The 25,252-nt window shown below is 45.5% G+C and carries 19 protein-coding genes; 14 read left to right on the top strand and 5 right to left on the bottom strand.

From position 1 onward, the window contains the following. Window positions 1-11 precede the first annotated feature (11 nt). The 3 genes from H9X84_RS02245 to H9X84_RS02235 all read left to right on the top strand — a co-directional run bounded on the left by H9X84_RS02245 (window position 12) and on the right by H9X84_RS02235 (window position 7,060). Window positions 12-5,198, top strand: a complete 5,187-nt coding sequence (locus H9X84_RS02245) for a hypothetical protein (RefSeq protein WP_205132695.1) — start codon at window positions 12-14, stop codon at window positions 5,196-5,198. A gap of 133 nt (window positions 5,199-5,331) precedes the next feature. Then, window positions 5,332-5,517, top strand: a complete 186-nt coding sequence (locus H9X84_RS02240; protein ID WP_205132694.1) for a hypothetical protein — start codon at window positions 5,332-5,334, stop codon at window positions 5,515-5,517. Between the two features lie 250 nt (window positions 5,518-5,767). Then, window positions 5,768-7,060: a homoserine dehydrogenase gene (locus H9X84_RS02235; protein ID WP_205132693.1), complete on the top strand. Its 1,293-nt coding sequence runs from the start codon at window positions 5,768-5,770 to the stop codon at window positions 7,058-7,060. A 63-nt stretch (window positions 7,061-7,123) separates the two neighbouring features. Here the strand turns inward: H9X84_RS02235 and H9X84_RS02230 are convergent, their stop codons facing one another. After that, complete coding sequence (locus tag H9X84_RS02230) at window positions 7,124-7,681, bottom strand: hydrolase (RefSeq protein ID WP_205132692.1); 558 nt, start codon at window positions 7,679-7,681, stop codon at window positions 7,124-7,126. Between the two features lie 146 nt (window positions 7,682-7,827). Between H9X84_RS02230 and H9X84_RS02225 the strand changes: the two genes are divergently transcribed. After that, the gene (locus H9X84_RS02225) at window positions 7,828-8,316 is read left to right on the top strand and encodes an S-ribosylhomocysteine lyase (protein WP_205132691.1); all 489 of its coding nucleotides are present in this window, start codon (window positions 7,828-7,830) and stop codon (window positions 8,314-8,316) included. A 45-nt stretch (window positions 8,317-8,361) separates the two neighbouring features. Here H9X84_RS02225 and H9X84_RS02220 read toward each other — a convergent pair whose 3' ends face one another. Beyond that, window positions 8,362-9,378 carry a hypothetical protein gene (locus H9X84_RS02220; RefSeq protein WP_205132690.1) on the bottom strand — a complete coding sequence of 339 codons (1,017 nt, stop codon included), beginning with the start codon at window positions 9,376-9,378 and terminating at the stop codon, window positions 8,362-8,364. 211 nt (window positions 9,379-9,589) lie between these two features. On the opposite strand from H9X84_RS02220, the gene glyA reads away from it, so the two are divergent. Beyond that, window positions 9,590-10,828: a serine hydroxymethyltransferase gene (gene glyA / locus H9X84_RS02215; RefSeq protein ID WP_205132689.1), complete on the top strand. Its 1,239-nt coding sequence runs from the start codon at window positions 9,590-9,592 to the stop codon at window positions 10,826-10,828. Between the two features lie 60 nt (window positions 10,829-10,888). On the opposite strand, the gene H9X84_RS02210 is transcribed toward glyA, so the two are convergent. After that, window positions 10,889-11,593, bottom strand: a complete 705-nt coding sequence (locus H9X84_RS02210; RefSeq protein WP_205132688.1) for a hydrolase — start codon at window positions 11,591-11,593, stop codon at window positions 10,889-10,891. Between the two features lie 216 nt (window positions 11,594-11,809). On the opposite strand from H9X84_RS02210, the gene H9X84_RS02205 reads away from it, so the two are divergent. From H9X84_RS02205 to H9X84_RS02165, 9 genes are all read left to right on the top strand, one after another. Beyond that, window positions 11,810-12,739, top strand: a complete 930-nt coding sequence (locus H9X84_RS02205; RefSeq protein WP_243423489.1) for a hemolysin family protein — start codon at window positions 11,810-11,812, stop codon at window positions 12,737-12,739. A gap of 32 nt (window positions 12,740-12,771) precedes the next feature. Beyond that, on the top strand, window positions 12,772-13,284 hold the full coding sequence (locus H9X84_RS02200) for a ferritin (protein WP_205132687.1): 513 nt from the start codon (window positions 12,772-12,774) through the stop codon (window positions 13,282-13,284). A 264-nt stretch (window positions 13,285-13,548) separates the two neighbouring features. Continuing rightward, entirely contained in the window at window positions 13,549-14,679 is a 1,131-nt protein-coding gene (locus tag H9X84_RS02195) for an ROK family transcriptional regulator (protein ID WP_205132686.1), read from the top strand. Window positions 14,680-15,172: 493 nt separating this feature from the next. Then, window positions 15,173-16,276, top strand: coding sequence for a multiple monosaccharide ABC transporter substrate-binding protein (chvE, locus tag H9X84_RS02190; protein WP_205132685.1), 1,104 nt, complete (start codon window positions 15,173-15,175; stop codon window positions 16,274-16,276). Between the two features lie 103 nt (window positions 16,277-16,379). Beyond that, window positions 16,380-17,915: a multiple monosaccharide ABC transporter ATP-binding protein gene (gene mmsA / locus H9X84_RS02185; protein ID WP_205132684.1), complete on the top strand. Its 1,536-nt coding sequence runs from the start codon at window positions 16,380-16,382 to the stop codon at window positions 17,913-17,915. Window positions 17,916-17,939: 24 nt separating this feature from the next. Next, on the top strand, window positions 17,940-19,097 hold the full coding sequence (mmsB, locus tag H9X84_RS02180; RefSeq protein WP_205132683.1) for a multiple monosaccharide ABC transporter permease: 1,158 nt from the start codon (window positions 17,940-17,942) through the stop codon (window positions 19,095-19,097). Window positions 19,098-19,124: 27 nt separating this feature from the next. After that, window positions 19,125-20,651 (top strand): xylulokinase, encoded by a 1,527-nt coding sequence (xylB, locus tag H9X84_RS02175; RefSeq protein WP_205132682.1) that lies wholly within the window; start codon window positions 19,125-19,127, stop codon window positions 20,649-20,651. 15 nt (window positions 20,652-20,666) lie between these two features. Next, on the top strand, window positions 20,667-21,305 hold the full coding sequence (locus tag H9X84_RS02170; protein WP_205132681.1) for a DUF4867 family protein: 639 nt from the start codon (window positions 20,667-20,669) through the stop codon (window positions 21,303-21,305). A gap of 19 nt (window positions 21,306-21,324) precedes the next feature. Then, window positions 21,325-22,794, top strand: a complete 1,470-nt coding sequence (locus tag H9X84_RS02165) for an L-fucose/L-arabinose isomerase family protein (protein WP_205132680.1) — start codon at window positions 21,325-21,327, stop codon at window positions 22,792-22,794. 156 nt (window positions 22,795-22,950) lie between these two features. Here the strand turns inward: H9X84_RS02165 and H9X84_RS02160 are convergent, their stop codons facing one another. Together H9X84_RS02160 and H9X84_RS02155 are read right to left on the bottom strand one after the other, a co-directional pair. Beyond that, the gene (locus H9X84_RS02160) at window positions 22,951-23,652 is read right to left on the bottom strand and encodes a response regulator transcription factor (protein WP_205132679.1); all 702 of its coding nucleotides are present in this window, start codon (window positions 23,650-23,652) and stop codon (window positions 22,951-22,953) included. Next, entirely contained in the window at window positions 23,645-25,195 is a 1,551-nt protein-coding gene (locus tag H9X84_RS02155) for an ATP-binding protein (protein ID WP_205132678.1), read from the bottom strand. Before H9X84_RS02155 ends, H9X84_RS02160 begins: the two co-directional genes overlap by 8 nt. Window positions 25,196-25,252: the final 57 nt, after the last annotated feature.

Raw genomic sequence — 25,252 nt, 5'->3', positions numbered from 1 at the left:
AGGGTGGTAAAATGGCAAAGTATAAAAGCGCAGAAGAACTTTTAAGAGGAGAATTTTCACCAATTCCAGCAAAAAAAGTTGGAACAACCAAGGCAGAGACTTCGGTCTCTGCCGGTCCTGCGAAAGCGTCTGTACCTGTTTTGAAAAATGTTACCACAAAGAAGGAATATGACTCCATTCCCTACGGCCCTGCAACGGCGTCTACGCCAAAATTACAGAACACAGTCAACGTGAAAAAGGCACTGTATGAAAAGGATGACAAAGACCTCTCTCCCAGAGAGATCCTCACGAAATACGAATATGTGGCAAATGACACCGACACAGACGATAAAACAAAAAGCAAACTGATTTCTCAAGGGAAAAAAAGCCTCGCGAAGGTGATAAAAAGCAATCCCGACATGGATACATACCAGAAAGTTTCGGAGCTTCAGACAAAGCTGCAGGCCCAGACAAAGAGCGGGGCTTTCGCATCCGGTTTTTGGGATGAGATGAGCGCCTTAAAGGACTTTGCCGCCAAAAGGAGTGCTCTGCTGACAGAACAAAACAAAAAGCTGGAGAGTCAGCTGGAACAGGCTAAAGCGGCCCAGAGCGGCTACTATTCCGGTGGACAGATGGCCGGGGAGTTGGCGAAACAGGCCGGTATGTACACCCTTGTAGGGGGAATCGGTGAGGCGGCGCTTCCGGCTCTGGCAAAGCAGGTGCCAGGAATGCAGAAAGTAATGGACGCGGCAGGGAAAAACGCTTTGACAAGGTTTGGTTCCGGCGTGTTGGCACAGCAGGCGGTAGATACGGCCGCTATGCAGCCTCTTGTGGTCGCGGAAGGCATGGCAGAGGGCAAGAGCCGGGAAGAAATCATACAGGATATGAAGAGTCAGGCTTTTATGGATCTTGTATTTAACGCGGGCTTTGGCATTTTGGGTGAAGGCGGAAAAGCGATTGCCGGAAGAGCGAAAAAATCTAAAGCGGCGCAGGCGGCAACAAAAGCGGTCAAGGATCTTAGTCTGGAAGAAGAATATCGTATGCTGAAAGACCCAGATTATTTGACAAAGCAATTTGGGGAGATTATGGAGAAAGACGGCCTGGACGCCGCCCATGAGTTTGGCAGAAAGGCCAGTGACCGTTTGAAAGAAATTGAAGAGGAAATGGAAACGGCGAAAAAAGCCGGCGGGAACATCCAGAAAAGTTTGACGCCAGAGGAAGAATATCGTCAACTGCGGGACGGCGATTATTTGAACGCCAGATACAGAGAGATTTTTGAAAAAGACGGGGAAGAAGCGGCTTATGACTTTATCAGGCAGGTGGACCAGCGGCAAAAAGAACTGGAGAAACAGTTGGTAAAGCCTTCCGCAAAGGGAACACAGGCCGAACAGAGCTTAAAGTCTGAATTAAAAAAAGAGCTTTCCAGCCTTCTTTCTTACAGCGGGAAGGAAAACAGAGCCACAGCCAAAAAGGCCATTGAGGAGGCTATGACAGAAGTACGAAGGACCGGAACTCTCTCACAGGAGACAAGAGAAAACCTTTACCGTCAGCTTTTAAATCTGGGGGAAATTTCCAACGAAGGCGATATTGATAAGGAAATCAGGGATATTCTGCGGAAAACAAAGGTTTCCATCAGCAAGGAAGATGCCGCCAATATCGCGGACTACGGTAAATTCCGTCAAAGTACCATGGGCAAAATCGGCGCCATTGACACCAACGGGAAACATACACCCATTGATACGCTGTATGGCGAACTGGCAGAAAGATTCCCACAGTATTTTTCCAAAGACATTACACACCCGGCAGATCAGCTCCAGCAGATGGTAAATGTGGCCGAGAATATGAAAGAACGGAAAACACCTTTAAAAGATGCCTTGGACAAAGAAGGGGAGCTTCTGCTCCGGCAGGAATTTGATGAAATCCTTGACAGGGCCGTAGGAGGATTCCAGAAACTGAATCAGTTCGACGCGGAGCGAAAAACGAGAAAGCTGCGTGAGATTATGGAAATGCCACCAGAAGATTTAAACTATCAGCAGATTCAGGAAATATACAAACAGCGCTATCAAACGAAAAAAGCATATGAAAAATTTCAAGCTAAAAATGTTTTGACGGAGGGAGAACAAGCCATTTTACAGAAAATGCTGGCAGGTGAGATCAGTGAGGATACCGTAAAGAATCTTCCCGGTTTTGATACAGAAAATCTGTTGAAGGCATATGAGACAGAAAAGCCCTACCGTCAGGCGCAAAAAACCATTACACAATACAAAAAAAGCAGAAAGGCGGCGATCCGGGAAAATGTCGAAACTATGACCGGAAATCTGGATATCAGAACCAACCAAAAGGCCGGATGGAAAGACCGAAACAATTGGAAAATGGCACGGGAAACACAGGAAAGGATTCTGGATCAGGTGGCCCCGGATAAAGAGACGGCGGAAAGAATCAAAAAGCAGCTTTTTGAGCCTATCCATACCAATGAACGGGACAAACAGCTTTTTATTCGTGACACCGCAGAGCGCATCAAAAAACTGGGCATTGACACCAAAAAGAGATACACCGTTCCGGTGGGAGATTCCTCTATCAAATTGAGCGAAAGCGGCATGGTGCAGTTTTTAGGAGAGAACCGATACCGTTTACAGCAGCTTCAGGGGAAAAAGATGCTGAAAAAAGGTGAACTGGAAGAGAAAAAGGCTTTGGAAGATATGCTTGCCAATGCGGAAAAGCTCCTGAACGCAAAGCAAAAGGAAAAAATCAATACGGCCATTGCGGAAATTCAGCAGATCTACAAAGAGATCCATCCAAAAATCAATGAAACTTTGCTTAGAAACGGTTATGATCCGGTGGGATATATTGATGGATATTTCCCTCATATGTTTTTTGATGACGCATCAGATCCCATGGGAAAAGCATTGCAGAGATTAGGATTTGATTTTGAATCAAAAGAACTGCCCATGGATATTGCCGGAAGGACGGAAACCTTCAAGCCGGGGAAGAAATGGTCCGGAAACCTGCTTTCCAGAGAGGGTACATCTACGGATTATGACGCGCTGCGCGCTCTGGAAAAATACTTGGATGATATCGGGGATGTGGTATACCATACAGACGATATTCAGAAGCTGCGGGCATATGAGGACAATATGCGTTATCAGCTGTCTCCGGAAGGCGTGAAAGAAGAAGTAAATAAAATCCGGGCAAGGGATGATCTGGACGAATTGGAAAAGCAGATAAAAATTGACGCTGAGTATGAAAAGGTAAAGGGACACTCCCTGCAGAACTATGTAAACAATATCCGTATGTATACGGACCTGCTGGCAGGGAAAAAGCATCCCCTGGACAGGTTTTGGGAGAATAACTTTTTCTCCCGTAAAGTGTACAAGGCCATGAATACCATCGAGAACAAAGTAGCGGCGAACATGGTCGGCGGCAACATTGGGTCTGCTCTGACGAACTTTATTCCCATTACACAGGGTATGGCGACAACATCAAAGAAAAACGCCGTGAAAGGGCTGGAAGAGGCCCTGATCTACATGGGCAAAGACGGCATGGATGATCTAACCAGAAAAAGCGCCTTTCTTGCTACAAGAGAAGGGCAGGAACGGTTATACCGGACAGGAGTACAGAAATTTTCCGATTTTATCAGCAAACCTATGGAGATTGCGGACAAGTTCAGCACTCAGGCCGTATGGCGGGCAAAGTATTATGATCTGCTGGGAAAAGGCATGGAGGAAAAAGAAGCCGTTTTGGCGGCGGATAATTTCGCCAGAAATCTTTTTGCCGGGAGAAGCAAAGGTGCCATGCCAACCATTTTTTCCAGTAAAATGGCAAAGCCTTTGACTATGTTCCAGCTTGAGGTGAACAACCAGCTTGATTTTCTGCTGAAGGATATTCCAAAGGAACAAAATGGAAATATACGCAAAATAATGAACTCATACGCACAAATTGTGATTGGTTCCTACCTATATAATGATGTGTATGAAAAGATCACCGGCAGAAGATCCGCACTTGACCCGTGGGGATTTGTCAATGAAACAGTCGGGGACTTTACGGGAGAACGGATGCGGAATACATTGGACATTCTTTCCGATCTGGCCAGCGGAAACGGATTTGTGCCTTTTGAAGAAACGGAGGAGCTGGGCGGATCACAAGCTGTGGAAGAACTGTTGACAAGGACAGGTGAGCAGATGCCTTTTATTGGCGGTCTGTTTTTTGACGGCGGCCGTATTCCATTGTCCAGCGCAGGTATGGATATTCCGGAGATTGCCGGAGCATGGGCAGATGTGAAAAGAGGAGATGCCTCTTCCGCCTCTGCCAGAGATAAAACATTAAAGGAAGTAACTTCTTCTCTGCTTTACCTTCTTCCGCCAGCTGGCGGCGGCCAGATCAGGAAATCTTTGGATGGATTGAAAACAATGCAGGAAGGAGGAAGTTATAGTTCTGGGAAGAAGGGAGATAAGCTGCAATTCGCAGTAGACCAGGAAGATCCTCTTGCTTGGGTACAGGCGGGAATTTTTGGGAAATGGGCGCTTCCGGAAGGCAGAGAATACATTGAAAACGGATTTAAAGGACTGTCTGTTAATAAAACAAAAGAACAGATAAGAATGAATGAATTGTACGGAACCAGCGCAAAAAAATATATGGAGGTATATAACAGCCTCAAAAGCATTGACAGCAAAAAGGAAAAATATGAAACGCTGATGTCACAAAGACTTTCACGGGATGAATCAGAATTTTTTTATTCACATGAAATCTTGAGCAGTACAGAAGAATGGGAAGAATACAATTTCCTGAAAAACAAAGGTCTATCATATAATGACGCTGCGAAAATTCAAATGAAGATTCAAAGTATAGAAGAAAGCTATAGAAACAGAATAGATTTATTTTCTGATTCCGCAAAGGAACAGCGAAAAAACAATGAAATTTATGATTATATTAACAGCACCTCTTTAGATCAGAAGATAAAAAATGAATTGTTCGAGCGTTTCTGCTCAAAAGCTACTAAACTAACCAAAAAATGGGAAACTAGCGGAGGTGTGCTTTCTGTTGATGATTTTGAGCGGCTTTCTCTTCAATTAAAAAAGTTGAGTTGGGAGACAGACAACAGCTATGAAAAGAATACAAAGCAGATCAATACCATCAAGCAGTTTACTCCGGGAATGAGCAGCGCAGACAGGAGAAAGCTGTATGAGGCATTTGGTGTGGCAAAGAGTTACTGGTATTGGTAAGTATAAAATGCAAGGAATAGTATAAGTATTTTTTGTATCTAATATTGACAGCTTGGACTGGCAGGAACACGGCGTTCAGTCAGAGATCAATCAGGTCCTGTCTCATAAGCACTTATCCAATGGGTCGATCATATTGTTTCACAATGATGCAAAATATACACCGGAAGCACTGGATACCATTCTTAAAGGCTTGAAGGAAAAAGGCTATGAAATCGTTCCGGTTTCTCAGTTGATTTATCACGAAAACTATACCATGGATCACGAAGGCAGACAGCATTTGAACGAAAATAATCCATCTTCGCTTTCCAATTCCATCTGAATCCTTCTCCTTCTCCGACAAAATAACAAATGCATTTACTTTCTTTCATTCAATAAAAATATGTTGCTTATGTACAAAAATAAATTCAGAATTTTGTACAAAAAGCAAAGGAAAAACCAGCATGTTTCTGACAGGTGGAAAAATGTTTCTGAAAAAAAGACAAAATCTGTTGACATTGGCTTTTTTCGTGCTAAAATCTTAATATCACAATCAAAGGATATTGATAAAAAACATGTTTGGAGGAGAGTCAATGGAAGACAGTGTGAAGAAGATCGCTTTATTGGGAATGGGTACAGTCGGCAGCGGCGTTTATGAAATCATAGAAAGACAGAAAGTGAATATGCCCGATAAAATCGGCTGTGTTTTAGATATCGCAAAAGTTCTGGTGCGGAACAAAAAGAAATATGAAAATACAGTTCCCGCGGAAAAACTCACCGATCAGTGGAGCGACATTATCAATGATGACAGTATTGATATTGTGGTAGAGGTCATGGGCGGACTGGAACCGGCCAGAACCTATATTAAAGAAGCCTTGGAAAAGGGCAAACACGTTGTAACTGCCAACAAAGATCTGATGGCAACACATGGCCATGAGTTATTGGATGAAGCTAAGATCCACGGATGTGATCTGCTGTTCGAGGCGGCGGTAGCAGGCGGTATTCCCATTATCCGGCCTTTGAAACAGTGCCTGGTCGGCAACGATATTTCCGAGGTCATGGGAATTATCAATGGTACAACCAACTTTATTCTGACTAAAATGACAGAGGAGGGCATGGAATTCGCCGATGCCTTGCAGTTGGCCACAGATCTGGGCTACGCGGAAGCAGATCCTACAGCGGACATCGAAGGCTATGACGCAGGCCGCAAGCTGGCAATTCTGGCGTCCATCGCTTTCCATACTCCTGTAACATTCGATGATGTATATACAGAAGGCATTTCCAAAGTAACAGCAAAAGATATCCGCTATGCCCACGAACTGGGCTGTGAGATCAAACTGCTGGGAATCGCCAAAAATACGGAGGACGGAATTGAGGTTAAGGTACATCCAACCATGATCCCCATCGATCATCCTCTGGCATCGGTTAAAGATTCCTTTAACGCAGTCTTTGTTCATGGTGATGCCGTAGGGGATACCATGTTCTATGGACGCGGCGCGGGCTCACTGCCCACAGGTTCCGCCGTCGTAGGCGACATCATGGATATTGCCAGAAATATGCGTTTCCAGTGTACTGGACGCATTGGCTGCTCCTGCTATAAACGCATTCCTATCAAGGAAATGAAAAACACTCGCAGCAGCTACTACATCCGTATGAAACTGGAAGACAGAGCCGGTACACTGGCAGTGCTGGCCGGACTGTTTGGCAGCAACAATGTAAGCATTTCCAAACTGCTGCAAAAGACAAAAGAAGGGGATATGGCTGAGGTTGTTATTGTAACGCACAATGTAGAGGAACGCCAGTTCATGGATTCTATTACTGTCATTGCCGCCATGTCCATGGTACAGGAGATTTCTTCTGTAATCCGTGTTTATTCCGCAGAATGATTCTTATATAAAAAAACAGGCGTAAGACTCTGTCAGGAGTTCCACGCCTGTTTTTTTATGTAATTACTGATAAAAGGTTTTCATAGCCGCCAATGTTTTTTCCAGCAGGGTATCCAGTTCCCAGCCCAGCTGTTCCGCACCTCTGCGGATCGTATCACGGTCACAACCGGCAGCAAAGGATTTGTCTTTAAATTTCTTCTTCAGAGATTTCAGTTCCATATCCTGTACGCTTTTGGAAGGACGCATCAAAGCGGCGGCGCCGATCAGCCCTGTCAATTCATCTGTGGCAAAAAGCACTTTTTCCATTTCATGGACCGGCTCTACATCACAGCAAATACCATAGCCATGGCTGGCAACAGCATGAATCAGTTTTTCATCCAGATCCAGCGCTTTCATGATTTCCTGGCATTTAATGCAGTGTTCTTCCGGATATTTCTCAAAATCCAGATCGTGCAGAAGACCTACAACTGCCCAGAATTCCGCATCATCACCATATCCAAGCTCTTTTGCGAAATAGCGCATTACACCTTCTACTGTTTCGCCATGCTGCAGATGAAAGGGCTCTTTGTTGTATTCCTTTAATAATTCCCAAGCTTCCTCTCGTGTCAATGTTTTTGACATAGGTCACGCCTTCTTTCTTATGTGTAGATTTTAATACATTATATACGGTCATGCCGTTTTTTGCAATGGGTTGTATGTTATGTATTGAATTATGGGGAAAAAGAAGGTAGAATAGGAAAAGATCAAATTTGGAGAGGAGAAACAATATGGACGTAACCAGCTTTGGCATAGATCATAACAAGCTGCTGAGAGGAATCTATGTTTCCAGAAAAGACACCATCGGCAGTGAGATCGTAACAACATTCGATGTCCGCATGAAAGAACCCAATAGAGAAATGGTCATGGATACTTCTGTGATGCATACTATTGAACATCTGATGGCAACCTTTTTCCGCGGCCATACCGAATGGGCCGAAAAAACCATTTATGTAGGTCCTATGGGATGCCGTACCGGCATGTATGTGATTTTTAAGGGAGACCTGGAATCCCAGGATGTAAAAGATATTATCAGAGAATCCTATGATTTCATGGCGAATTTTTCCGGAGAGATTCCAGCAGCAAAACCTGAAATGTGCGGAAACTATCTGGATCATAATCTGGAAATCACAAAAATCGAATGTAAAAAATTTCTGGAAGAAGTACTGGAACAGATCAAGGAAGAAAATATGGTCTATCCTAGACAAAATGAAGCCTGAATCCTATGTAGAAGGAAAGAGCATTGCTCTTTCCTTTTTTTGTGGTCATCTGCAGCCCCGATGCATACGGTTGCTGATGCAGGAATTTCCACAGGTGCCGCAGGCGCCCTGACTGCCGCAGCCGCAGGAATCACAGCTGTCAGCACAGTCGCAGTCTGTTTCCTTTACGTTGCAGTTAGGGGAACCAATGGTTTCCCCAAAACCGCAGCAGGATCTGGGTTCCGTGGAGGGAGAAAACAGATCCAGAGGGAAAGGAATGGAATCAAAGCCCTTGCAGGGATCACAGCTGTTGGAAGTAACAGTACATTCTTCCGGTACACATCTGCCGCGGGATTCCACCAGCATATTTACCGTGCGGAACATTTTAATGATGGTGAACAGACCAATGGTAACATTAACCGCAATCGGCGCTCCCATGGACGCATCGCCACAGTTGTCCCCGCAGCCACAGCCACATCCACAGTTACAGCCGCAGTTGCAGTTGCAGCCACAGCTGTTGCCGCAGCCAGGATATTTCAGTTCAGCGGCCAGACCAACTGCTTTCCCTTCGGCGGATACGAAGGGGCCGCCCTGGGAATTGCCGCAGCAATCATACAGATCTGTCGCTGTAGTCACATCGGATTCTGTAGAACCAAACAGCGTTACCTTCAAATTGTAGGAGCTGTTGGCATCAACGCAGCCGATAGGGCAGCCGTCTGCGCGGCGGAATTCCAGTGTGTAATCAAACACATAGCGCAGCTCCATGTCCCAGCAGCCTTTCTGGAAGCCGTTGGGGCATTTTCTTAAAATGTCGATTCTGCTCAAAACAGGGTTGTGCATTGTTACACTGGCGGCATTGACAGGGGGAATAATGATATCGCCGTCACAAAGCATATCGCCGCAGTTAGGTCCCTGGTTGCAGGCGATTCTTGCAGGTCCCAGAATATCGCTGGTCAAACATTTCTGTACCCGGCACTGGTCGAAGATTTTCTGGGCGATGATGCAGGCTTCGCCTCGTTCCTGACCGCAGCCGCAGTTTCTTGCCTGCAGATCGGATGTGTGTTCAAATTCAAAAGCTCCCATAGGATAGCCTCCTTTAAAAATGGTTTGGATTCTTCTACATAGTATGTGAAAGACAAAAATGGGTGAATGATATTTCAAAAAATGCACAAAAGAAGCACGTCATAGAAAAACATTTGTATTTTTGTGGCGGATTTGGTGATATTTTTCCCGTATTTTGTGGTATACTGAAAGCAACCACTACAATATCATTACACGCAAGGAGGAGATGGACATGGGCTTAGATTTTTCAGTGATAAGAAAGGCAGATCCTCAGATCGCCGCAGTCATTGACGCGGAACTGGACCGCCAGCGTCATAACATTGAACTGATCGCATCAGAAAATATCGTATCAGAGGCAGTGATGCTGACAATGGGGACCCCGCTTACCAATAAATATGCGGAAGGCTACCCCGCAAAACGGTACTATGGCGGATGCGAAAAAGTGGATTTAGCGGAAAATCTGGCCAGAGACCGCGCAAAAGAACTTTTTGGCTGCGAACATGTCAATGTCCAGCCTCACAGCGGCTCACAGGCCAATCAGGCAGTCTATTTCGCCATGCTGGAACCGGGGGATAAGGTGATGGGCATGAATCTGGATCAGGGCGGTCACCTGACGCACGGCAGTCCTGTCAACATGTCCGGAAAATATTTCGATTTTTATTCCTATGGTCTGGACAGTAACGGCTTGATTGATTATGAAGCATTTCGTGCCAAGGCATTGGAAATCAAACCAAAGATGATCGTAGCTGGTGCCAGCGCTTATGCGAGAACCATCGATTTTGAATATATGGGCAACGTTGCCAAAGAAGTAGGGGCTTACTTTATGGTAGATATTGCGCATATTGCCGGTCTGGTAGCCACAGGCTATCATCCATCCCCGGTGCCTTACGCCGATTTTGTTACAACCACAACACATAAGACACTGCGTGGACCCAGAGGCGGTATGATTATGTGCAAAGCAGAGTATGCACAGAAAATCGACAAAGCGATTTTCCCTGGCATCCAGGGCGGACCTCTGATGCACACCATTGCCGCGAAAGCCGTTTGCTTTAAAGAAGCGCTGACGCCGGAATATAAAGAATACATTGGCCAGGTAGTGAAAAACGCCAAAGCCATGGCGGACGCTCTTCAGAAAAACGGTGTAGATCTGGTATCCGGCGGCACAGATAATCATTTGATGCTGTTGGATCTGCGTTCCTTAAATATCACTGGCAAAGACGCGGAAAAGGTATTGGATGCAGTAGCTATTACTGTCAATAAAAATACCATTCCTAACGACCCCCAGTCGCCTTTTGTGACCAGCGGCATCCGGGTAGGAACACCTGCCGTTACCTCCCGCGGCATGAAAGAGGCGGAAATGCAGGAAATCGCCGAAATTATGGCAATGGTATTAAAAGACCCGGAGGGAACAAAAGCAGAAGCAGCGAACCGTGTACGGGCGCTGACCGATCGTTTCCCGATTTACGAATAACGTATGATTTTCCACAGTAAAAAAGGGAGGACCCGTATTTTCGGGTTCTCCCTATATTTATTATGATTCACCTGACTGTTCGCCTTGTGTTCTGGATACGTGCTCAGACCGATAACGGGACATCAGTCCATGGAACAGTTCCATGGCCGTGGGCGGTGTAAAGCTGATGGCATTGGCACCGGCCTCAATGGTTCTGGAGATGCTTTCCCGGGTAGGGCCGCCGGTCGCAATAATAGGAATATTCGGATATTTCTCACGAATCTTCTTTACCACCTGCGGTGTCCGCGCCGCTGCGGAAATATTCAGAATACCGGTTCCCGCCGCAATTCTGGCGTCAATATCTGTATTTTCATCCAGCACCGTAACGACAATGGGAATATCCACGACTTCATAAATCTGCCGGATAATTTCATTGCTGGTCGGCGCATTCAAAACTACCGCCATAGCACCCAACGCCTCTGCGTCCTTTGCCAGCATAACAACACGGAGACCAGTGGTTGTACCACCGCCAACCCCGGCAAAAACGGGAATACTGGAAGCAGTAATAATCGAATTGGTGATTACCTGCTGAGGGGTAAAGGGATATACCGCCAAAACAGCGTCAGCGTTGCAGTTGCGGATCACAGCAATATCCGTGGAGAAAACAAGAGACTTAATCCTTCTGCCCCAGATTACGATGCCGCTGGCTGCCCAAATCTCCTCAGGCATGGAAACGATATGCTTTCGCAGCTTCGTATCAATACGAGGCGGATTTTTTTCTGCCATAAAACTCACTCCTTTTCAAGGAATCATTTATTCGTATTTTTTTCATTAACAATAGAATATTACGATTTATTTTGTTTGTCAAGCGATGGAAAACGCTGGAAACACCGGCTTCTCTGACAGCATCTGGCAAAAAACTTGACAGAAATATTGTTTCAGGATACACTTTGTAGAGAAACGAGAAAGATCCGCAAAAGTTTTTTGGAGGTAGATGGCATTTTGGAAATTATCATCGCTTTGATCATATCAGTCGCCGTCAATTTTTATCTGATTGCGAAAGTATTGAATATGAAAGAAGCGCAGCAGCAGAATAACGTGACAGAGGAAGGCATCCGTATGATGGTCGATGCAGGTGGAGACAACGGCAGTATTGACGAATCAGAAAAAGAGATGATCAATAACATCTTTGAACTGAGCAATACCTCCGTAGAAGAAATCGCTACCCATCGTACTGATATTGTCGCAGTTTCTGTAGAGGCAAAACTCCAGGAGATCAAGGATGTGCTCATGGAGGAAAAGTATTCCAGAATCGTAGTTTATGAGGAAAATATTGACGATATCGTTGGTGTTTTCCACGTAAAGGATCTGGTAAAATACATCCTGACAGATTCCGCCAGAATGCAGGAAGAAAATTTCTGTCTGAAAGACATCTTAATGAAACCCTATTTTGTACCATTTTCTAAGAAGATCGACGAGCTTATTGAGGAAATGCAGCGGGAGAAAGTCCATATGGCGATTGTCATTGACGAATACGGCGGCACTTCCGGCATTGTTACCATGGAAGACGTTATGGAAGAAATCGTCGGAAACATCTTCGATGAATATGATTTGGAAGAGGAAGAGGATATCTGTCTTTTGGACGAAGACACTTATACCATCAATGGTACTACGGACCTGCAGGATGTAGCAGAACAGCTGGAGATCTCTTTTGGTGAGGATGCTGATGATTACGATACCATGGGCGGTTTCCTGATCGGACGTTTAGGCAGAATCCCGGAAGATGGGGAAACGCCGGAGATTGAGGCTGGCGGATGGCTGTTTAAAATACAGCACTTTGAAGAAAAACGAATTGAAAAGGTACTGGCAAAACGTTTGCCGCCGCCGGAGGAACCCGAGGAAGAGGAAGAAGTCTCCGACGATAAGGCATAAGAAAATATACAGTGTAAAAGGAGGAAAAACAAATGCTGGACAAAAAAGTTGTAGAATTGCTGAACAATCAGGTAAACAAGGAATTCTATTCCGCATATCTGTATCTGGACTTTGCAAATTACTACGAAGCAAAAGGACTGGATGGATTTGCAAACTGGTTTAAGATTCAGGCACAGGAGGAAAGAGATCATGCGATGCTGTTCTATCAGTATCTGCACAACAACAATGAAATCGTAACCCTGGAGGCGATCGCGAAACCCGATGTTGTAATCGAAAAGATCATGGACCCTCTGCAGGCATCCCTGCGCCACGAGGAATACGTCACAGAACTGATCCATACCATTTACGCGGCAGCACAGCAGGCAAACGACTTCCGCACAATGCAGTTCCTGGATTGGTTTGTAAAAGAACAGGGTGAAGAAGAAACAAATGTAAACAACCTGATTACAAAAATGGAACTGTTCGGCAGCGATCCCAAGAGCCTGTATATGCTGGATAATGAACTGGGCGCAAGAGTATATGCAGCACCTTCTCTGGTTCTGTAATTCTGACATAACTGCTAATAAAACAGCTAAGATCCCGTTTGGATTTTAGCTGTTTTTTATTTTTCTGAATCTACCTCTCAAAAAACTTATCTAATCTGTGTTTTTAAAAGTAGTTTTAGAAAAGTTATTGTTGATTATGTTTCTGTCCTGTGTTAATATGAAAAAAACATTTGTTTTCGGCATTTTGTTTTTTTATAAAGACAAAACGAAAATTTTTACTATAAAAATGGAAATCGGGATTTGACAGAAACAGGTGATGAATGCATGACGCCGAAAAAAATTTCCACGGCACAGCTGCGGAAACAAAACAGGAATCAGGTTTTTCGTGCCGTTTATGACGCGGAAAATCCCATGACAAAACAGGAGATCGCGCAAAAGCTGCATTTAAGTCTTCCGACTGTAACGCAGAATCTAAAAGAGCTTTTCGATGAATGCCTGCTGGCTTATGCGGGAACAGACGCTTCCACCGGCGGAAGAAAGGCCAGATTGATCGCTCTGGATGAAAACGCCTATTTTTCTGTGGGCATTGAGCTTTCTCCAAAACATATCCGCTATATAGCCATCAATCTGAAAGCAAAAGAACTTGCTTACGAACGAGTGGAGCACGCTTTTACCAATACATCGGAATACCGGATTTTTTACGCGGAAAAACTGGAGGAATTTTTAAATAAATTCCATTTGTCCAGAGAACGGCTGCTGGGAGTCGGAATTACGCTTCCCGGTATTGTCAGCGAACAAAAAGAGATTGTAGAGATTGCGCCGGTACTTCATATCCGCCGGATGAAGCTGTCTTTGTTTACAGAAAATATTCCCTATCCTACCTTTGTGCAGAACGATGCCTCTGCCGGCGGGGTTGCGGAATGGTGGAATTATGACGGTCCTTCCGCTATGGCCTACCTTTTTGTAGGGAAAGGCGTTGGCGGCGCTTTGATGATGGATGGAAAATCCTTTGAGGGGCAGAACAGACACAGCGGTGAGTTTGGTCATATGTGTATCGTTCCAAACGGAAGACCCTGCAACTGCGGCAGAAGAGGGTGCCTGGAAGCCTATTGCTCCACCTCCTGCATCACAGATGATCTTGGCCTATCGCCGGAAGAATTTTTTACGGCTCTGGCCAGAAATGATCCGAAGGTTACGGCTATCTGGGAAGAATACAGTGATTATCTGGTGACCGCAATCCATAACATCCATATGGTTATGGACTGCGACATCGTTCTTGGAGGCTCTCTGACGCCATACTTCCAAAGTCAGCTGCCATATCTGAGAAAAAAACTTCGGGAAAGATCTTTCTTCCCTGATGAAGAGGATTTTCTTTTCCTGGGGAAATGTGAAGGCAAGGCAAACTGTGTCGGCGTCGCACTTCATTTTATTGCCGGTTTTCTGGAGTCTATCTGATCGTTTTAAAAATGCAGAACGAATAAGTTTTAAAGAGCGAATTTCTTTTATGAAAGTCGCTCTTTTTGACATAATATAAACATGTCATTTATTAAAGAGAAGCAAACTGCGTATCATGACGATTCACGGAGAAATGCATATCTTTTTGGTAAGTATTGTCAAAGGAAACAAAATTTCTTTATAAGAAATTAACACAGGACAAAAACAGCAGGAATAGACCCTCTCTAATGCCGGACAAACTATTTTTTATATAAAAAAAGGTCCATCTCTTTTGTATATAATATGGTAAAATCCACGTTGCAATCAAAAAATCTAACAAATATTTAATAAAGATTTTATTTCTTTCACCGAAATATAGGGATTTCCCCTAGATGTATTGACATCAAACTTATAAATTGATACAATATGCACATAACTTAGAGAAAGCACATTTACAAAACTATTTGGGTTTTCTCGCAAAAAAGGTTAAAAAATGGAGAGGAGAGGTATCAACATGAAAAAGAAATTTTTAGCATCTCTGATGGCCATGGTTATGGTCTTCGGCCTGGCAGCCTGCGGCGGCAGCGACGACGCAGCAACTGACGGCGACAGCGGCGAAGCAACCGGCGGTAAGATCGGTGTTTCCATGCCCACGCAGTCCCTGCAGCGTTGGAACCAGGACGGCACAAACATGAAAGCTGAACTGGAAGCAGCAGGCTACGAAGTTGATCTGCAGTACGCAGGCGACAACGACATCCCCACACAGGTTTCTCAGATTGAGAACATGATCGCTGGCGGATGCGAAGTTTTGGTAGTTGCAGCGATCGATGGTTCTTCCCTGACAGAAGCTCTGAAGGGTGCAGCAGAACAGGGTATCCCCGTAATTGCTTATGACCGTCTGATCATGAACTCCGAAGCAGTTTCTTACTATGCAACATTTGACAACTACAAAGTTGGTCAGATGCAGGGCGAATACATCCGTGACGCACTGGATCTGGACAACGCAGAAGGTCCTTTCAACATCGAACTTGTTACAGGTGCTCCCGATGACAACAACGTAAACTTCTTCTTCGGCGGCGCTATGGACGTTCTGACACCTTACATCGAAAGCGGCAAACTGGTAGTTCCTTCCGGCCAGACAGAAAAAGCTCAGTGTGCAACAGCTAACTGGTCCACAGAAGAAGCTCAGAAACGTTTCGAAAACATCATTTCTTCCGTTGGCTATGCTCCTGACGGCGTAAAACTGGATGCAGTTCTTTGCTCCAACGACTCCACATCCTACGGCGTACAGAACGCACTGCTGGCAGCAGGTTACACAGCTGACAATATGCCTATCATCACTGGTCAGGACTGTGACAAACCTAACGTAAAGAACCTGGTAGCTGGTTACCAGTCCATGTCCATCTTCAAAGACACACGTACTCTGGCTGAAAAAGTTGTAGGCATGGTTGACGCGATCATGAAAGGTTCCGAACCTGAAATCAACGATACAGAAACATATGATAACGGCGTAGGCGTTGTTCCTTCTTATCTGTGTGATCCCGTTATCGTAACAGTTGATAACTACAAGGAAATGTTGATTGACTCCGGTTACTACACCGAAGCAGACATTGCTTAAGACCTTATTACTCTCAAGTTGAAAGCCGACTGAAGAGTGCCGGGCGGCAGAAGTGACTGCCGCCCGTTCATTTTGTATAAATATATTGAAAGGAGGGGTTTCAGTGGCAGGGACCATTTTGGAAATGCGTAATATCACAAAAACTTTCCCCGGGGTTAAGGCACTGGACAACGTAAACCTCAAAGTAGAAGAAGGAGAGATTCATGCGCTCGTAGGGGAGAACGGCGCCGGCAAATCCACGCTGATGAACGTTCTGAGCGGAATTTATCCTTATGGTTCATACGAGGGCGACATTATTTATCAGGGGGAAGTTTGCCAGTTTAAAGTAATTAAAGACAGTGAAGCAAAGGGCATCGTAATCATTCATCAGGAACTGGCGCTTGTACCTTACTTATCCATTGGCGAAAATATGTATCTGGGCAATGAAAGAGGGAAATCTCTCTGCATTGACTGGGATGAAACCTATAATAAAGCAGACGCACTTCTGGCGGAGGTTGGTCTGCATGAATCCTCACACACACTGATTAAAGATATCGGTGTCGGTAAACAGCAGCTGGTTGAGATCGCAAAAGCGCTTTCCAAGGACGTTAAGCTGCTGATTCTTGACGAGCCTACGGCATCTCTGAACGAATCCGACAGTAAAGCTCTTTTAGAACTGCTTCTGCAATTCAAGAAACAGGGCATGACCAGCATTATTATTTCTCATAAACTTAATGAAATTTCCTATGTTGCAGATAAAATCACCATTATCCGTGACGGTTCCACCATCGAAACACTGGTAAAAGGTGTGGATGACTTCTCCGAAGACCGTATTATCAAAGGTATGGTTGGCCGTGATATGTCCAATCGTTTCCCTACCAGAGAATCTCACATCGGTGAGGTCATGCTGGAAGTGAAAGACTGGACCGTTTACCATCCTCTGTTTGAAGGCCGTAAAGTATGCGACAACGTATCCATGAATGTCCGTAAAGGCGAAGTAGTTGGTATTTCCGGATTGATGGGCGCTGGTCGTACTGAGCTGGCTATGAGTATGTTTGGCCAGAGTTATGGCGCAAATATCAGCGGTACCTTAAAACTCCATGGCAAAGAAGTTCATCTGAAAACCATCAAACAGGCCATTGAAGCCGGTCTGGCCTATGTTACAGAAGACCGTAAAGGCAATGGGCTTGTTTTGTCAAATCCTATCCGTGTAAACACAACTTTGTCACGCATGGAAAAAGTATCCCACCATGGCGTAATCGACTTTGACAAAGAAAGAAGCGTCGCAGAAAACTATCGGGTAGCATTAAAAACAAAAACACCCAGTATTGAACAGAATGTCGGCAACCTTTCCGGCGGTAATCAGCAGAAGGTACTGCTGGCAAAATGGATGTTCGCTGACCCCGATGTCCTGATTCTGGATGAGCCCACAAGAGGTATCGATGTCGGCGCGAAATATGAGATCTATTGTATCATCAATGATCTGGTCGCACAGGGGAAATCTGTTATTATGATTTCTTCCGAGCTGCCCGAAGTATTGGGTATGAGCGATCGTGTATATGTAATGAACGAAGGACGCATGGTTGCAGAGTTGCCTATTGAAGAAGCTACCAGTGAAGTCATCATGGCTCGTATTCTGCAGTCCAGCGCGAAAAAATAAGAAATTGAAAGGAGCGTACTCCGTATGAATAAAGTAAAAGAGGCCATGAAGAAAAACACCATGCTGTTTGTACTGGTCATCGTTACAATTTTGTTTCAGGTTTTAATTACAATAAATGGCAAAGGCTCCATGTTCGCGCCTACAAACGTATCCAATCTGATTATGCAGAACAGCTACGTTGTTATCATGGCAACAGGTATGCTGCTGTGTATCCTGACCGGTGGTAACATCGACCTGTCCGTAGGTTCTATTGTTGCTCTGGTAGGTGCTGTTACAGGTATTCTGATCGTAAATATGCATATGAATATTTACGTTGCCATTATTCTTTCTCTGCTGGTTGGTCTGGCAATCGGTATCTGGCAGGGCTTCTGGATCGCTTATATGAACATTCCGCCTTTCCTGGTAACATTGTCCGGTATGTTAATCTGGCGTGGTCTTGCAACTGTATTGCTGAACGGTACTACAATTTCTCCGTTCCCCGACAACTATCTGAAATACTTCACATCTTACATTCCTTCTTCCGGAAATGTATTTGTTGTATCTATCGTAATTGGTATTGTTGTCTGTGTCATTATGTTTGCGGTTTCCCTGTACAGTCAGGCAAAGAAACGGAAAAAAGGCTATGAAACAGGGAATACAACTATGCTGGTTATCAAACTGGCAATCATCAGTGTTGTTATTCTGGCAGTATGCTACCTGCTGGGCAAGAACAAAGGTATCCCCGTTGTTCTGATCCTGCTGGCAGTTGTCGTTCTGATTTACAACTATCTGACCACACGCACCGTTCCCGGCCGTCATCTGTACGCACTGGGCGGCAACGCGAAAGCAACACAGCTTTCCGGTATCGATACTCGCCGCATCATGTTTGGCGCATATGTAAACATGGCATTCCTGGCAGCCGTTGCTGCTCTGGTCTGCGTAGCTCGTTTCAACTCCGCAGCTCCTTCCGCTGGTACCAACTATGAAATGGACGCTATCGGCGCTTGCTTCATCGGTGGCGCTTCCGCATACGGCGGTACTGGTACTGTCGGCGGTGCAGTTATCGGTGCGATCTTTATGGGTATCCTGAACAATGGTATGTCCATTCTGGGTATCGACGCAAACTGGCAGAAAATGATCAAAGGTCTGGTACTGCTGTTTGCCGTAGTATTTGACGTAGTAAGTAAGAAACGTTCCAAATAATTTTGAACGGAAAGAGAGGGCTAATTCATGAATTATCTGCTTGGGATCGATATTGGTACTTCCGGTACCAAAACAGTGCTTTTTGATGAGAAGGGCAGAGCAATGGCCTCTTATACTGGTGAATATCCTATGGCCCAGCCGCAAAACGGCTGGGCAGAACAGGACCCTGCTCATTGGTGGCAGGCAGTCTGTGACGGCATCCGTGCTGTACTGGACAAGAGCGGTATTGATGCCGCTTTGATCCGGGGCATTGGGTTGTCCGGCCAAATGCATTCTCTTGTACTTCTGGACGAAAACGGCGAAGTGCTTCGTCCCTCCATATTGTGGTGTGACCAAAGAACCGCAGAAGAATGCGAGGAGATCCACCAGCGGATGGGAGGCAAGGCGCGTTATATCGAAATCACCGCAAATCCCGCGCTGACAGGCTTTACAGCCGGAAAAATCCTTTGGGTTCGTAAACATGAACCGGAAATCTACGCAAAAGCACGCCATATTTTACTGGCAAAAGATTATATCCGCTATAAACTTTGTAATGTATTCGCAACGGAAGTTTCCGACGCATCCGGGATGGGTCTGTTGGACGTGCCGAACCGTTGCTGGTCCAGCGAAGTTCTGGAAAAACTGGAAATTGATTCTGCTATGCTGGCGAAAGTATACGAAAGTCCCGAAGTAACCGGAACAATCACTGCGGAAGCAGCAGCATTAACCGGTTTGAAAGAAGGGACCATCGTCGTTGGTGGTGCAGGGGACAACGCCGCTGCCGCAGTAGGTACCGGTGTTGTAGAAGATGGTAAGGCTTTTGCCACCATCGGCACCTCTGGTGTGGTTTTTGCCCATACCAACCAGCTTTCCATTGACCCTCAGGGAAGAGTACATACTTTCTGCTGCGCAGTGCCCGGCGCATGGCATGTCATGGGCGTAACGCTGGCGGCAGGTCAATCCTTGAAATGGTATCGTGACAATTTCTGTGATGGAGATAAAATAGAAGCCGAAAAGCAAGGCGTAGATCCATATGATCTGATGACTGCTGAGGCGGCAAAAACACCTATTGGCTCCAATCGCCTGATTTATCTGCCTTATCTTATGGGCGAAAGAACACCTCACCTCGATCCTGACTGCCGAGGCGCATTTGTGGGTCTGTCCGGTATGCATACCAGATATGATCTTGTGCGCGCTGTGATGGAGGGGGTTACTTTCAGCCTGCGTGACTGTGCGGAAATCCTGCGCGGCATGGGTGTTCAGTCAGATATGATTCTGGCTTGCGGCGGCGGCGGTTCTTCCGCCTTCTGGCGTCAGATGATGGCGGATGTTCTGGGATGTCCCGTAGCAACTACCATCAGCAAAGAAGGTCCGGCGCTGGGCGTTGCAATCCTGGCCGGTGTTGGTGCTGGACTGTATCCTTCCGTTCCGGAAGCATGTCGTGAGATCATTGGTGTAAACGCCGCACAGGACCCTGTTGCGGAACACATGAGCGAATACCAGAAATTCTATGAGATCTATCGCAGCCTCTATCCTGCGCTGCGTGATTCCTGGCATAATCTTGCCAAATTATAAAGAGAAGGTGAAAAGATGAAAATCGAATCTATATTCGATGATGCTTTCCGGGCCTATGGGAAGGTCGTGGAAGGACTTGATGTAAAAGAGCTGCTGGCTGCTCTGGAGAAAACAGAAAAACCCGCAGACGCTGTGGTTTATGTTCCCAGTGAAAAAACACTGGAAGCAACACCGGCAATGAAACAGCTGGAAGACAATGTATACGGCGGTATGCCCATTCAGATTGGCTACTGCAACGGTACAAACACCAAACTGAATTGCCTGGAATACCATAGAGACAGCGAAATCAACATTCCTACACAGGACATGATCCTGCTGCTGGCACTGGAAAAAGACGTTGTAAATGGCAAACTGGATACAGCAACAGTACGGGCATTCCTTGTTCCCGCTGGTACAGCCGTAGAAGTTTACGCAACAACGCTGCATTACGCTCCCTGTGATGCCGTAACAGGCGGCGGATTCCAGGTAGCTGTTGTTTTGCCCAAAGGCACCAACACAGACAAACCAGAATTAACAGCCGTAAACTGGGAAGACGGTTTGCTGTGGGCCAGAAACAAATGGCTTATTGCGCATCCCGAAGCTTCTGAAGCCGCTCAGGGCGCATACGTTGGCCTTACCGGCATAAATGCTGATATTGCTGAAGATATTAAATAAACTTAGGAGGTAACTTAACATGCAAAATATTCCTGTAATTAAAATGGGTATTATTTCCGTTAGCCGTGGATGTTTCCCCGTTGCGCTGTCTGAAATGCGTCGTCAGAACATCGTAAAGGCTTACGGTGCAGATCTGTATGAATGCCCTATCTGCGTAGAAACTGAATTGGATGCCAAAAACGCTGTTGACGATGTAAAAGCAGCAGGTGTAGACGCTCTTTGTGTTTTCCTGGGCAACTTTGGTCCTGAAACACCCGAAACCATGATTGCAGATATGTTCGATGGTCCTATCATGTACACATCCGCAGCAGAAGGCGACGGCGATTTGATGAATGGCCGCGGCGACGCTTACTGTGGTATGCTGAACGCATCCTATAACCTGGGCCTGAGAGGCAAAAGAGTATACATCCCCGATTATCCTTGTGGTACCGCGGAAGAAGTTGCAGAACAGATCAAAGAATTCGTTCCTATCGCAACTGCACTGGTTGGTCTGAAAGGCCTGAAAATCTTCGCTTTCGGTCCCAGACCCAACGATTTCCTGGCTTGCAACGCTCCTATTAAAGCACTGTATGACCTGGGTGTCGCAGTAGAAGAACATTCCGAACTGGATCTGCTGGTTGCTTATAACCAGCATAAGGATGACCCTCGTATTCCTGCTAAAATGAAAGAAATGGAAGAAGAACTGGGCAGCAACAATCCTTATGCAGGCGTACTGCCCAGACTGGCACAGTATGAACTGACACTGGAAGACTGGATGAGAGACAACATGGGCTGTTCCAAATACGCAGCATTCGCAAACAAATGCTGGCCCGCATTCCAGACAGAATTCGGTTTCGTTCCCTGCTATGTGAACTCTCGTTTTACAGGCAGAGGCATTCCTATCTCCTGTGAAGTAGATATTTATGGCGCTCTGAGCGAATACATCGGTCTGTGCGTATCCGGCGCACCTGTTACACTGTTGGATATCAATAACTCTGTTCCCGCACAGATCTATAACGAAGACATCAAAGGCAAATGCGATTACCGTCTGAATGAAACATTCATGGGCTTCCACTGCGGTAATACATGCTCCAGCCTGCTGTGCAACCCTCATATGAGCTATCAGCTGATTATGAAACGCCAGCTGGAACCCGATGGCGAGCCTGATATCACCAGAGGTACCATGGAAGGCGACATCAAAGCAGGGGATATCACATTCTTCCGTCTGCAGTCCACAGCTTCCACCAGCCTGCGCGCTTATGTAGCACAGGGCGAAGTTCTGGATGTTCCGACTCGTTCCTTTGGTTCCATCGGTATCTTCGCAATCTCCGAAATGAATCGTTTCTATCGTCATGTATTGATTGAAAAACAGTATCCTCATCATGGCGCAGTTACCTTCGGTCACCACGGCAAGGCGCTGTTTGAAGTATTCAAATATCTGGGTGTAACAGATATCGCTTACAATCAGCCCAAATCCTTGCCTTACCCTACAGAAAATCCCTTTGCCTGATTGGGCAAACTGATTTTTAACCTTCCTTTCTTTTTTTAAACTGGGAGTATCTCCCAAAACAAAAGCGCGTTTTGAAACGCGCTTTTGTCTTTTCGTTACATAAAAAGGGACAGGCCTGTTAATAATAACAGGCCTGTCCCTTTTAGAATACTGTGATTATTCTTCTGCCATACGATATCCTACGCCTACCTCTGTAAAAATATACTGCGGCTGCGCCGGATTTTTCTCTATCTTTCTGCGAATATTGGCCATATTTACACGCAGGATCTGGTTATCCTTGATTGCGTAGGGCCCCCATAACTCTGTAATAATAGAGTCATAAGTCAGAACCCTGCCTGCACTTTTGGCTAAAAGAGACACAATCTTAAACTCGATCTGTGTCAAATGCACCTCTTTGCCTTCCACTGTAACCTGACGCTTGTCAAAGTTAATGGTCAAACCACGCAGACTAAAAACATCACCTACCAGAGCACTGTTGCCGCTTTTTGCACTGTGGCGCAGAGCGGTACGGATTCGAGCCAACAGTTCGGAGGTCCCAAAGGGTTTTGCAATATAATCGTCTGCGCCAAGATCCAGCGCATTGACCTTATCCGCTTCCTCAGTTCTGGCGGAAACTACGACAATGGGAATATTTCCATTCCACTGCCGAATCTTTTGCAGAATCTCCGTACCGTCAATATCCGGCAGCCCCAGATCCAGCAGAACCAGTTCCGGACAATGAGAAGGAATCATGGAAAGCGCTTCATTACCGGAGCGCGCTAAAATTACATTATAATCATTTGCTTTTAGTGTTGTCGCAATAAAATTGCTGATCGCTTCCTCGTCTTCTACAATCAGAATTTTAATTTTATTAGCCATTTTCATCTTCTCCTTTCATAGGCAGAACAAAGGTAAAGTTTGCGCCGCCGCTTTCATTATTTTTCGCATAAATCTCACCGCCATGCGCGGTAATAATGGATTTACAGATTGGAAGGCCAATTCCGAGCCCGCGGGAGGAATCACTGGACTTACTGGTCGTGGTTCCGTCAAAAATATGAGGTAAACGCTCCGGCTCAATCCCAATGCCCTGATCCAGCACAGAAAAATAGACATTATTCCAGAGCCGTTTTACAGTCAGATAAACCGCCTTATCCGAACGGGAATGACGGATCGCGTTTTCCATCAGATTGATCAGTACCTGTTCAATCAACATGGCATCCATGGGAACCAGAAGCAGTTCATCCGGTACACGAACACGGATCTCCGCTTTGGAAAATCGTTTCTGTATCTTTGTAACAGCTTCTGCTACAATTTCTTCTACAACCTCTTCCTGCTTCTTCACCTGCGCACCTTCGCCGCTGATACGGGTAACGGAAAGAAGATTTTCCACCATCTGTATCAGCCATTCTGCGTCATGATGAATGTCTTTAAGCAGCTGATCGCTGATATCTTCCTGCAAAAGGCTCTTGTTTTCCAAAAGGGTGGCGCTGGAACCAAGAATACAGGTCAAAGGTGTTCTCAGATCATGAGAAATGGCACGAAGCAGATTGCTTCGCATTTTTTCTTTTTCTTTTTCCAGCAGAATCTTCTGGGATTCTTCAAAAATCTCCTGACGGTCCATAGCGATAATGGTCTGCGTAGCCATAAGATTGGCAAACTTAAGCGCATCCGTTTCAACATAAGAAGCCTCTTTAAACAAAAGGCCGAGGACGCCATAGGTCTTGTCTTTTTTGGCAAAAGGCACATAGGTTCCCAGACAGTTCTGGACGGTATCATTTGTTCCAACGCCTGTATTTTCACCATTCAAAAAAGCCTTCTGCGCCACTTGTTTTTCCAGCACGCTTTCCATAATCCTTTCATCATCCGCAGAAAGGTATTTGGAAACCACCAGTTCCGGTTCCAGCGGAGAGCCGATATAAACAGCGACACTACATTGATTTGCCGCATATACATTATCCAGCGTAATCTGCATGATTTCATCAAAAGTATTGGCGCTGAGCAGTTCCTTACTCATGGTATTCAGACTTTCCGAGCGCTTTTCCCGGATAGAGGAAAGGATCGCCGCTTTCTTTACCTTTGCCGTCAACGCACTGGACATAATAGACATAAACAATAAAATCGCAAAAGTAACCGGATAACCCGCCAGCGTAAAATTCAGTGCAAAATAGGGAAAAGTAAAGAAGAAATTAACACCGACAACGCCGCAAAAAGAACCAATGATGCCCCAGATATAGCCGCTGGTAATGGAAGACGTCACCGCTACGGCCAACATATAAACACCATAAATATTATCACTGAGAACATCTGCCTCTTTTAAACAAAGAGCAAAGGTCGTTGCTATCAAAAAAACAAGAATTGTCTTGAAAAAATCAAATAATATTGCCGCAAAATGGCTCTCCAGATTTTTATATCTGCGTTTCATAAAAGCACCTCATTTTGGTCAGACTGTTATTCATTTATTATAGCAGAAATCTTATAA

The organism is Anaerotignum lactatifermentans, from assembly GCF_016902535.1.
In the GTDB taxonomy this organism is placed as follows: domain Bacteria; phylum Bacillota; class Clostridia; order Lachnospirales; family Anaerotignaceae; genus Anaerotignum; species Anaerotignum lactatifermentans_A.
The sequence above is the reverse complement of the archived record's forward strand: the minus strand, read 5'-3'. Positions and strand labels throughout refer to the sequence as shown.